This window comes from Amycolatopsis benzoatilytica AK 16/65 (genome assembly GCF_000383915.1).
GTDB classification, from domain to species: Bacteria; Actinomycetota; Actinomycetes; order Mycobacteriales; family Pseudonocardiaceae; genus Amycolatopsis; species Amycolatopsis benzoatilytica.
This window is the reverse complement of sequence record NZ_KB912942.1, coordinates 857,426-867,838: the sequence shown is the minus strand read 5'-3', so window position 1 is coordinate 867,838 and position 10,413 is coordinate 857,426. Positions and strand designations below refer to the sequence as shown.

The following is a 10,413-nucleotide window of genomic DNA, read 5'->3' as shown; positions in this document are numbered from 1 at the left end:
GCGCGAACTCGCGGGAGTGGTTTCGGGCGGAGCGGGCGGGGGGGCAGAGCGGGCCGGAGGCAGTGCGCGATCCCGCGAGGATCGCGGCTCAGCGTGCCGGGGCCAGGCCGCGCACCTGCTCGAAAACGTCGCCGCCGGTCGGCAGCACCGCCAGCACCGGGGTGGTCAGCCCGTTGTCCACATACGACTGAACCTGTTCCCGGCACGACTCGACGCTGCCGTGGATCACCAGCGAATCGACCACCTCGTCCGGGATCGCCTCGTTCGCCTTCTTCCGTTCGCCGGCCGCCCATGCCTCGTGCATCGGACGCAGCTGGTCGCCGCGGCCGAGCCAATCGTGGAACGCGGCGTAGGCGGGCACGGTGAGGTACGACGAGATCAGCATCCGGCCGAGCCCGCGCGCCGCCGCGGCGTCCTCGGTCGGACAGACGAAAATCCGCGCCGCCAGCTCGACGTCCGGGCCGACGACCTCGCGCACCTTCGGCACGTCGGCGGCGGCCAGCCAGTTCGTGATCGCCCCGTCCGCCTCCTCGGCCGCCAGCCGGAGCATCCCCGGCCGCAGCGCGGCCAGCATGATCGACGGCGCGGGGTCGGCCGCCCGTTCCAACCGGAACTTGCCGACCGAGAACGTCTCGTAGTCCGCGGTCACCTTCTCCCCCGCCAACGCCGAACGCAGGAACCGCAGCGTGTCGCGGGTGCGCTGATACGGCTTGGCGAACTCCGCCGAGTTCCAGCCCTCCACGATCACCGGCGACGACGCCCCGATGCCGAGCACGAACCGGCCGGGAGCCAGCTCCGCCAGGGTCGACGCGCTCATCGCCAGCAGTCCCGGCCCGCGCGTGTACACCGGCACGATCGCGGTGCCCAGCCGCAGCTGCGGCGCCCACTGCGACGCGAGAGCCAGCGGCGTGAACGCGTCTGTCCCCGCGGTCTCGGCGCTCCAGGCGTCGGTGTACCCGAGATCCGGCAGCTCCTCGATCAGCGCCCGGTGCTCGACCAGCGGGACCCCGGTGAGCGGGATCGTCAAACCCCAGCGGGACATCAGCGTTCCTTCCCGGCCTCGGCCAGTTCGCGATGGATCCAGTCGACCTGAAGCCGCATGAGATTCTCCGCGACCTCCTCGGCCTGCGGCGTCATGTGCGTCGCACCGGCGAGCGGCAGGAACCCGTGCGGGCGGCCCTTCGCCAGCAGCGCCGACGAGAGCCGAAGCGCGTGCGCCGGGAAGACGTTGTCGTCGGCCAAACCGTGCACGATCAACAGTGCGCGCGAAAGCTCGCCAGCGTCCGCGATGAGCGAGTTGTGCTCGTAGCTCGCCGGCTCGTCCTGCGGTTTGCCGAGGTAGCGCTCGGTGTAGTGCGTGTCGTACAGCGACCAGTCGGTGACGGGCGCGCCCGCGACACCAGCGTGGAAGACGTCCGGACGACGAAGCACGGCGAGCGCGGACAGGTAGCCGCCGTACGACCAACCGCGGATCGCGACGCGGTCCAGGTCCAGCTCGGGATAGCGCGCGGCGGCCGCGTGCAGCGCGTCGACCTGGTCTGCGAGCGTGACGTCAGCGAGCTTCCCGGCGATCTCCTTCTCCCAGGCCGGCCCCCGGCCCGGCGAACCGCGACCATCGACAATCAGCACTGCGAAGCCCTGATCTGCAAGCCACTGCGGCACGAGGAACGCGTTGCGGCTCTGCAGGACACGCTGTGCGTGCGGGCCGCCGTACGGGTCCATTAGCACCGGCAGTCTGCCTTCACTGGCTTCGTAGCCGCGCGGCAGCACCAACGCCGCGCGCAGCTGACGCTCGCCGAGCGTGAGCAAGGTCAGGTTAGGCACGATCTCCGGGTCCACCGTCGCCGTGCTGATCGAGCCTGCCTCGACCCCGTCTCGCAGCACGGTCACCTTCGGACCGCTGTACTCAAGGCTCCACGAAGAAAGGACCGTCAGCGCCGCGCTGCCTGCACCGACGTGTACGCCGTCGGCAGTAGACAGCCTCCGTACTTCGCCGCCTTCCGTGCGGTACAGGTGGATCTGCGTCGGGTCGTCTTCCGAAGCGGTGAAGAGGACTTCCTCGCCGACGTGCACCACTGCGCGCAGCTGCATCCCCTGCGGCGTAACGGGCTTCCCGTCGACGAGAAGCCGGTGATCGCCGTCCGCAGCGCTCTCCACCACCAGCCTGCCGTCCGCGGTCCACGCCGGGAGGCCGTGAACCAGCTCCACCCAGTGCTCGTCGGTCTCGACGTGCAGCTCGTTCAGCGAACCGTCTGCCGGGTCCAGCTCCAGCACCGCCAGCTGCTTCTGGTCCCGCGGCTGGACGGCCAGCAGCGGCTGCCCGCCCGCCGACCAGTGCACGGTGGCCAGGTACTCCCAGTCGCCCCTCGCCACGTCGACGCGGCTGCCGTCGAGGCCGAACACGGCCAGCGAGACCTCGGCGTTCGGCGAGCCGGCCGACGGGTACGCCACGACATTCGCCGGCTGCTGCGGGTTCGCCGGGTCGCCGATCGTCCAGCGCGGCACCGGCCCGTTGTCCACGCGCTCCACGATCAGGCTGCGCCCGTCCGGCGCCCACCAGTACCCGCGCGTGCGGTCCATTTCCTCGCCCGCGATGAACTCCGCGAGCCCCCACGTGACGTCTTCGCCGTCTTCGCCGGCCAGCACCCGGTCGTCGCCCGACGCCAGCTCGACCACGCGCAGCCGTCGCTCGCGCACGTACGCGACGTGCGTGCCAGCCGGGTTGGGACGCGGGTCGATCACCGAGCCGTCGACCAGCACTCGCGTCTCGCCGCTGGCGAGGTCGAGCGTGTACAGCTTGCCCGACAAGGTGAACGTGACGACGGTGAACGCATCGTCCACCCCGAACGCCACCACGCCGCCGCCGGTCTCGCGGGCCCGCTCGCGCCGCGCCCGCTCCTCGGGCGGCAGGTCCTCTTCGCCGGAGACCAGTTCGGCGGCGTCCACCAGCTTCGTTTCCTCGCCGGTCGCGAGGTCGAACGACCACAGGCTGTGCCGCGGATCGGCGCCGGTGGCGCTGCGCAGGAACAGCACCCGCGCGCCGTCCGGGGAGACCCGGAACGCCTTGGGCGAGCCGAGCGTGAACCGCTGGGTGCGGGACTGCTGGCGGAGGAACGGAACGTCTTCGAGAGCGGAATCGGTCACGCCGAGCACTCTTTCAGACGATCAGCCGGTCACGTCAACACCCTTGAGCGCGATGCGCTGCTCTTCGATGTCGTAACCGGGCTCGGGGAACTGCGGGTCCAGCTCGGTCAGCGTCTCGATCAGCAGCTCGGCGACCGCCCAGTTCCGGTACCACTTGCGGTCGGCGGGCACGACGAACCACGGCGCATGGCCGGTCGAGGTGCGCTTGAACACGTCCTCGTAGGCGGATTGGTACGCAGGCCACTGCCGCCGCGCCTCGATGTCCGACGGGTCGAACTTCCACCGCTTCTCCGGCCGGTCCAGTCGCGCGGTGAGCCGGCGCAGCTGTTCCTCCGGCGAAATGTGCAGGAACACCTTCAGCACCGTGGTGCCGTTGTCCGCCAGCTCCTTCTCGAAGGCGTTGATCTGCGTGTAGCGCTGCCGCCGTTCGGCCGCGCCGAGCTGGCCGAGCACGCGCGGCACGAGGATGTCCTCGTAATGCGACCGGTCGAACACGCCGAGGTGGCCCGGAGTCGGCAGGCGGCGCTTGATCCGCCACAGGAAGTCGTGCCTGCGCTCGGCGGCCGTCGGTTTCTTGAACCCGGAGTACTGCACGCCCATCGGGTTCACCAGGCCGAGCACGTGCCCGACGGTGCCGCCCTTGCCGGACGTGTCCATGCCCTGCAGCACCAGCAGCACGCTGCGCTCGCCGCCGCCGGCGCCCTCGGCATACAGCGCTTCCTGCAGGGAGGCGAGCCGCTCCCCCGCCGTCGCGAGCTTCTTGCCGCCCTTCTCCTTCTTCTCCGGCCCCACCGGCGAGGAAGCCGGGTCCGGCAGTTCGCCGTTCACCCGGAGTGCGTCGCGGACCTGGTTCCCGTTCTGCTGCTTCTTCGCCATCCCGGGACGATAACCGCATCCGCGCCCGATCCCCGGGACCGTCTCGCGGGCCGGGAGCCAGTGTCATCCAGTCGAGCGAGCCGCGCAGCGATTCGCCGGTCCGACCCGCGGATTGCGCAACGAACAACGGGGAAAAGCAACGTTTCCCGGCTGAACTCCCCGGGAACGCCCTCTAGCCTGAACGCATGACCGCGTCCGCCCAGCCTGCCGGGACCGCCCAGCCCGCCTCCGCCGACGACTTCATCGCACTCGACGAGCAATGGAGCACGCACAACTACCATCCGCTTCCGATCGTGATCGCCGAGGCTTCCGGCGCGTCGGTGACCGACGTCGCCGGGAAGTCCTATCTGGACTTCCTGGCCGGCTACTCGGCGCTCAACTTCGGCCACCGCAACCCGGAACTGATCGCCGCCGCGACCGAGCAGCTGGGCCGAGTCACGCTGACCTCCCGCGCGTTCCATCACGACCAGCTGGGCCTGTTCTGCCGCGAACTGGCCGAGCTGACCGGCACCGAAATGGTGCTGCCGATGAACACCGGCGCCGAAGCCGTGGAGTCGGCGGTGAAAGTCGCGCGCAAGTGGGCCTACCAGGTGAAGGGCGTGCCGGCGGGCACCGCCGAGATCGTGGTAGCCCGGTCGAATTTCCACGGCCGCACGACCACGATCATCTCGTTCTCCGACGACGAAACCGCCCGCGCCGACTACGGCCCGTTCACGCCGGGCTTCGTCCAGGTGCCCTACGGCGACGCCGCAGCGCTGAAAGCGGCGATCACGCCGCGCACCGCAGCGGTGCTGCTGGAGCCGATCCAGGGCGAGGCCGGCGTGATCGTGCCGCCGCCCGGCTTCTTCGCCGAAGTACGCCGGCTGTGCGACGAAAACAGCGTGCTGATGATCGCCGACGAAATCCAATCCGGTCTCGCGCGTACCGGCACCGTGCTCGCCCTGGAGCACGAGGGGGTCCGCGCTGACTTGTACACGCTGGGCAAGGCACTCGGCGGCGGCATCGTCCCGGTGTCGGCGGTGGTCGGCAGCCGTGCCGTTCTGGGCGTGCTGAAGCCGGGCGAACACGGCTCGACGTTCGGCGGCAACCCGCTCGCCTGCGCCGTCGGGCGTGCCGTGGTGCGGATGCTGCAGACCGGCGAATACCAGCGGCGCTCTGCTGAGCTTGGCGCGCACCTGCACGAACGGCTGGCGAAGCTGGTCGGCAACGGCGTCGCCGAAGTCCGCGGACGCGGCCTGTGGGCCGGGGTGGACATCGCATCCGACGGTCCGGCCGGGCGGGAAGCGTCCGAGGCGCTCGCCGGATTGGGCGTGCTGTGCAAGGAAACGCACGACCGCACGCTGCGCGTCGCGCCGCCGCTGGTGATCACCGAAGCCGAACTGGACCGCGGCATCGACGCGATCGCCAAGGTCGTCCAGCGTTGATCTGACCGGATGCGCCGCCGCCCTTCGAGGCGGCGGCGCTCCCTGCTGTTCGGCGGCCTTGCGGTGAGCCCGACGCGGACGGCGACCTCGATGCCGCGCCCGCCCCGCCTTGGCGACTACGGCGCGCCGCCCAGGCGGGGCGGGCCGCAGCCAGCTGTCCCGGGAGGTCATGCGGACGTGACTTCGACTCCGCTCAGCCCGGTGTTGTCCTGCTGCTGGCCGTCTCCGCTGGGAACGACGGGAATGTCGGCCCCGCCGAGTCCGGACAGGTAGAGACCCGCTTCGGCACCGGCCTCCGCGGATTGGCGCTTGCGGCGAGCCGCCTCGATCCGGGTCACCACCACCTCGCGAGCGCCGCTGGGCAAGTGGATCAGCGCGCTGGCACCGGCATGGACCGTCCCGTCGGTGACGGTCCCGGTGACCACGACGCCACGCATCGGGATCTGGTAGATCTCGGAAATCCGGAACCGAAACGGACCGGCAGGACTTTTGGCGGGACGGCGGGAGAACAGGGACATCAGGCGATCATGTCATTTTGCGGCTGCTGGCCTCGGGCCGGGCAGAGTGCACGACGCGGGGCCGGAGGCGGCGGGCCCGATCGTCTCCGGGCCGCTCCTGACTGCCGGACAAGGTCAGCTGCGACCACTCGGCACGGACTATTCGGCAGTCCGCAGCACTCGGGCGCGGGCTAGACCGATGAGTCAGGTCGAGGGCGACTCGCTGACGTAGGCTCGGCTCCGTGAACGCGAGGCGAGCGCTTGCCCTCTTCGCTGCTTTGTGCGTACTCGTGGCGGTGGCGGTGGGCCTGCTGGTCTCGCCGAATCCGCCTGGTGCGCTGGACAATTGGGCTTACGGGAGAGTTGACGGGTTGAGCACCGGCCTGCTCAACGCATTGGTGCTGCCGACTGAGCCGTACGTGCTGATCCCCGCGATCGCCGTCATCGCCGGGATTTGCTTGTACCTGCACCGACGGCGGGACGCAGTGCTGGCCGTGGCCGGGCCGGTGCTCGCGGTCGCGCTGAACACCTGGGCGTTGAAACCCGTCTTCGACCGGTGGAAGGGCGGCACGCTCGTGTATCCGAGCGGCCACACAGTGAGTCTGGTGGCGGTACTCGTGGTCGTGGTGCTGCTGGTTCGGCTGAGGATGGCCGCAACGCTGGTCAGCGTGGTTCTGCTCGGGTGCGGAGCCGTCGGCATGATCGGTCTCGGCTACCACTACCTCACCGACATCGCCGGCGGCGCGTGTTTCGCCACCGGCGTCGTCACCGCGTTGCGGGCGGCGCTGTCACTGCGTCGCGAGCCAGCGCAGTCAAGCGGCTGATCGCGCGCAAGTACTTCTTGCGGTAACCGCCGTTCAGCATCTCCTCGCCGAACAGCTCCGGCAACGGCACTCCCGAGACGACCAGCGGGATCGCGCGGTCGTACAGCCGGTCCGCGAACGCGACGAGCCGGAGGCCGACGTTCTGGTCCGGTGCCGGGGCCACGTGCTTGAGATGCACTCGCTGTACGCCGTCGAGCAGCTTCCCGTAACGGGACGGGTGCAGCCGTTCGAGATGAGCCATCAGCGCACCGAAGTCGTCCAAAGTGGAACCCTCGCGAGCCTCGGCGGAAGCGTCCAGCTCCTCGTCGCTGACTGGCGGCGGCGCATCGGGCAGGCCGCGGTGCCGGTAGTCGGGCCCGTCGACCCGGACGACGCCGAACCGCCGCGACAACGCCTGGATTTCGCGCAGGAAGTCCTCCGCCGCGAACCGGCCTTCGCCGAGCTTGTCCGGCAGGGTGTTGGACGTCGCCGCGACGTACACGCCGGCGTCGGTCAGCTCCTGCAGCAGCCGGCTGACCAGCGTCGTGTCGCCGGGGTCGTCGAGTTCGAACTCGTCGATCGCGAGCAGCCGGTGCTCGGACAGCCGCTCGACCGCGTTGCCGAATCCGAGCGCGCCGACGAGGTGGGTCAGCTCCACGAAGGTGCCGTACGCCTTGGGGCCGGGCGTCTCGTGCCAGGTCGAAGCGAGCAGATGGGTCTTGCCGACTCCGAACCCGCCGTCGAGATAGAGCCCCATCGGCCCGTCCGGGATCGCCGCCCCGCCGCCGAACAGCGTGCGCAGCCGCGACTTCTTCGCCTTCGCCGCGCCGATCCGCGACGCGAACGCGGAACACGCCTCGACCGCGGCGGCCTGGCTGGGCTCGTCGGGGTTGGGCAGGTAGGTGGAGAACCGGGCCTCGCCGAACCGGGGCGGCGGCACGAGGGACGCGATCAGCTCGTCGGGCCCGAGCTCGGGAAACCGGTCGGTCAGGGCAGCTGCGGGCATGGTCGGAGAGCCTATCCGGACCGGTTCGGCCGCCGCGGCGCGCCCGGGTCGGCGAATCGCCCGGTCGCAGGGGGTTCCGGGGCCGCGGAACGCGGTCGGCGAGGGGTGCGTGTGTCGACTGTCACCGGCTGGCGCGGGCGTTGTCTCGCGTCGTGGGCGGCAGCCCTGGCGATGTGTCGTCGTCCCAGCACAGCGCGCTCACCCATTTGGGTGATGCCCCGTGAGTTTTCGCCCGGTCGGGACATCGTTCTGGTGGGCACGTCTCCGGCGCCGAGCGCCGCGCACGGTGACACTGGACGCGCCACGACTGCTACAGGGAGCGAGAAACCATGCCGACCCCGAACCGGCCCGACGCACCGACCGCTGTCCCTTCCGCTGCTCTTGCCGCGGTGGAACAAGCAGATACCGCTGGGCGCACGACAATCGCTTCGCTGGTCGTGCAGAAGATCGCCGCGCTGGCTGCGCGGGAGGTGCCGGGCGTCCACGCGCTCGGCGGCGGGGTGTCGCGGGCTCTTGGCGCGCTGCGGGACAAGATTCCGGGCTCCGGGGCGACTTCGACCGCTGGGGTCTCGGTGGAGGTCGGCGAGAAGCAGGCTGCGATCGACCTCGACGTCGTCGTCGAGTACGGCGCGCGGATTGCCGAGGTTGCCCGCGAAGTGCGGCGCAACGTGATCACCGCGGTCGAGCAGATCACTGCGCTCGACGTGGTCGAGGTGAACATCTCGGTGAACGACGTCCACCTGCCGGGCGAGGAAGACGAGCCCGAGTCGAGCCGGGTCGAGTGACCGGGAAGCCGGTGTTGCCGGTGCGGCCGCCTGGTGCGGAGGGACCGGCGCGGCAAGGCCGGGCCCGGCAGAAACGGCACAGCTCTCGGACCGCGGGCACCGGCGGCCCAGGCACGGACACTGCCGCCGAGGCGGCAACCCGCACAGCATTCGCAGCACGCATATCCCAGGAGGGCGCACGTTGAACGCTACGCAGACCGGGATTCTCGCCGGGCTGATTCTCGGCCTGGCCGCGACTCAGGGATTCACCGCCTTTCTGGTGACTCTCGCGGTCGGCATCATCGGGCTCGTGGTCGGCCGGATCCTCGACGGCGAGCTCGACCTCAGCGATCTGTTCGGGAAGGGCCGGGACAAGTGACCCAGGCGGTCGAGGCCGCGCCGTCCCGCACCGACCTGCCCGAGCCGGCCGAGCGCGGTTCGCTCAGCATCGCGCAGACCGTCGTGCGCAAGGTCGCCCAGCACGCCGCCGACCAGGTGCCGGGCACCGTGCCGGCCGAGCGTCGCGTCGCGGGGGTCAGCACCGGGACCTCTGGTACGTCCGCCAAAGTCGGGGGCTCGGACAACGACGTCGATCTGTCGCTCGATCTCGCGCTGCGGTACCCGGCGCCGGTGCGCGAGGTGACCGGGCAGGTGCGCGACAGAGTGGTCGAGGAAGTCGAGCGGATCACCTCCTATCACGTGCGTTCGGTGGCGGTGACGGTCACCGCGCTGCTGCCGGACCTCCGGCCGAGGGTGCAGTGATGCGCGTCCTCGTTCGGCTCCTGTCCACGTTGCTAGCGCTGGCCGTCGCGGCCGGCGGCGCGCTGCTGGCGCTGGAGGTCGGATGGTCCTGGTGGCAGCCGGGCAAGACACCTCTGCTGGTGCCCTGGCCGCGATGGAAGGCCGAGCTCGCCGCGGTCGACTGGACCAGCACGCCGGTGCGGATCGCCGCTGGGATCGTCGTGGTGGCCGGGGTCGTCCTGGTGCTGCTGGCGTTGAGCGCCGGGGACCGCGCCGTGCGGATGACGGACCCGTCGGAAGGCATCACGGTCAGCACTTCGCCGCGGGCGCTCGCGAGGATGGTGGGCGTGGCGGTCCGCGCACAGGACAACGTGCGCGGCGCGTCTGTGACAGCCAGCGCCCGCCGGGTGCGGGTGCGCGCGACAAGCCGGCTGGAGAACGAGGAACAGTTGCGGCCGCGGCTGTTGGAGACCGTCGCTGGCGTGCTGGACGATCTCCCCCTGCAGCGTCGGCCGAAAGTCTCCGTGGTGGTCGACTCCCCGAAGGACCGACGATGAGTGTTTCGGCTGCGCGTCGCGCGCAAGGACGTTCGTACCGTGGTGAGCGCACCCTGACCGCTCTGGTCGGAGTGCTCGCGGTGCTGGCCGGGGCCGGCGCTTTGGTGGTCGGCATGGGCTGGCTAGGCCAGTTCCGCGGGCATCGGCCCGTGCTGGACCCGATCGCGGTCGACTGGCTCAGCGGCCACGCGCTGTACGCGCGGATCGGTGCGGTCGTGCTCGGGGTGCTGTTGCTGGTGCTGGGCTTGCGGTGGTTCTTCCGTTCATTGCGCCCGGAACGCCGCCCGGACCTGCGACTGGACGAAACCGTCGGCGCGGAGCTGACCGTCACGGGCGGCGCGCTGGCCGGCGCGGTGCAGACCGACGCGGAAAGCCTCGAAGGCGTTACCCGCGCGCGGGTTCGATCGGTCGGCACGGTGGCCGAACCCGCTGTCCGGATCACGCTCTGGCTGGCGGAAGGCACCGAGGTTCGGCAGGTGTGGGAAGAGCTGGACTCGTTTGTGCTGACCAGAGCCCGGAATTCGCTTGGAGTGGAGACGCTGCCGACCGCGGTGCGGATCGAACTCGACACGGCGGGCTCGGCACGCGTGCGCTGACCCCG

At 70.6% G+C, this 10,413-nt stretch carries 12 protein-coding genes; 7 read left to right on the top strand and 5 right to left on the bottom strand.

All coding sequences use genetic code 11. From position 1 onward, the window contains the following. Nucleotides 1–88: 88 nt before the first annotated feature. Genes AMYBE_RS0104080 through AMYBE_RS0104070 form a run of 3 tightly spaced genes read right to left on the bottom strand, consistent with a single transcriptional unit; the run spans nucleotide 89 to nucleotide 4,020 of the window. Entirely contained in the window at nucleotides 89–1,042 is a 954-nt protein-coding gene (locus AMYBE_RS0104080) for an LLM class F420-dependent oxidoreductase (protein WP_020658065.1), read from the bottom strand. After that, complete coding sequence (locus tag AMYBE_RS0104075; protein ID WP_020658064.1) at nucleotides 1,042–3,153, bottom strand: S9 family peptidase; 2,112 nt, start codon at nucleotides 3,151–3,153, stop codon at nucleotides 1,042–1,044. The genes AMYBE_RS0104080 and AMYBE_RS0104075 overlap by 1 nt, the downstream gene beginning before the upstream one ends. Nucleotides 3,154–3,165: 12 nt before the next feature. Further along, on the bottom strand, nucleotides 3,166–4,020 hold the full coding sequence (locus AMYBE_RS0104070) for a PPK2 family polyphosphate kinase (RefSeq protein WP_020658063.1): 855 nt from the start codon (nucleotides 4,018–4,020) through the stop codon (nucleotides 3,166–3,168). A 185-nt stretch (nucleotides 4,021–4,205) separates the two neighbouring features. Between AMYBE_RS0104070 and rocD the strand changes: the two genes are divergently transcribed. After that, nucleotides 4,206–5,444, top strand: a complete 1,239-nt coding sequence (rocD, locus tag AMYBE_RS0104065; RefSeq protein ID WP_020658062.1) for an ornithine--oxo-acid transaminase — start codon at nucleotides 4,206–4,208, stop codon at nucleotides 5,442–5,444. Between the two features lie 167 nt (nucleotides 5,445–5,611). Here rocD and AMYBE_RS0104060 read toward each other — a convergent pair whose 3' ends face one another. Continuing rightward, nucleotides 5,612–5,962, bottom strand: a complete 351-nt coding sequence (locus AMYBE_RS0104060; protein ID WP_020658061.1) for a hypothetical protein — start codon at nucleotides 5,960–5,962, stop codon at nucleotides 5,612–5,614. 221 nt (nucleotides 5,963–6,183) lie between these two features. Between AMYBE_RS0104060 and AMYBE_RS0104055 the strand changes: the two genes are divergently transcribed. After that, the gene (locus tag AMYBE_RS0104055; protein WP_027927357.1) at nucleotides 6,184–6,765 is read left to right on the top strand and encodes a phosphatase PAP2 family protein; all 582 of its coding nucleotides are present in this window, start codon (nucleotides 6,184–6,186) and stop codon (nucleotides 6,763–6,765) included. Here AMYBE_RS0104055 and zapE read toward each other — a convergent pair. Further along, nucleotides 6,707–7,750, bottom strand: coding sequence for a cell division protein ZapE (gene zapE, locus AMYBE_RS0104050; RefSeq protein ID WP_020658059.1), 1,044 nt, complete (start codon nucleotides 7,748–7,750; stop codon nucleotides 6,707–6,709). The genes AMYBE_RS0104055 and zapE overlap by 59 nt on opposite strands. Nucleotides 7,751–8,079: 329 nt before the next feature. Here zapE and AMYBE_RS0104045 point away from each other — a divergent pair, with 329 nt between their 5' ends. The 5 genes from AMYBE_RS0104045 to AMYBE_RS0104025 all read left to right on the top strand — a co-directional run bounded on the left by AMYBE_RS0104045 (nucleotide 8,080) and on the right by AMYBE_RS0104025 (nucleotide 10,408). Next, entirely contained in the window at nucleotides 8,080–8,535 is a 456-nt protein-coding gene (locus tag AMYBE_RS0104045) for an Asp23/Gls24 family envelope stress response protein (protein WP_020658058.1), read from the top strand. A gap of 181 nt (nucleotides 8,536–8,716) precedes the next feature. After that, on the top strand, nucleotides 8,717–8,893 hold the full coding sequence (locus tag AMYBE_RS44590) for a hypothetical protein (protein WP_020658057.1): 177 nt from the start codon (nucleotides 8,717–8,719) through the stop codon (nucleotides 8,891–8,893). Further along, nucleotides 8,890–9,276: an Asp23/Gls24 family envelope stress response protein gene (locus AMYBE_RS0104035; protein ID WP_020658056.1), complete on the top strand. Its 387-nt coding sequence runs from the start codon at nucleotides 8,890–8,892 to the stop codon at nucleotides 9,274–9,276. Before AMYBE_RS44590 ends, AMYBE_RS0104035 begins: the two co-directional genes overlap by 4 nt. After that, nucleotides 9,276–9,812 (top strand): DUF6286 domain-containing protein, encoded by a 537-nt coding sequence (locus tag AMYBE_RS0104030; protein ID WP_020658055.1) that lies wholly within the window; start codon nucleotides 9,276–9,278, stop codon nucleotides 9,810–9,812. The genes AMYBE_RS0104035 and AMYBE_RS0104030 overlap by 1 nt, the downstream gene beginning before the upstream one ends. Next, on the top strand, nucleotides 9,809–10,408 hold the full coding sequence (locus AMYBE_RS0104025) for an alkaline shock response membrane anchor protein AmaP (protein WP_020658054.1): 600 nt from the start codon (nucleotides 9,809–9,811) through the stop codon (nucleotides 10,406–10,408). The genes AMYBE_RS0104030 and AMYBE_RS0104025 overlap by 4 nt, the downstream gene beginning before the upstream one ends. The last annotated feature ends 5 nt before the right edge of the window (nucleotides 10,409–10,413 follow it).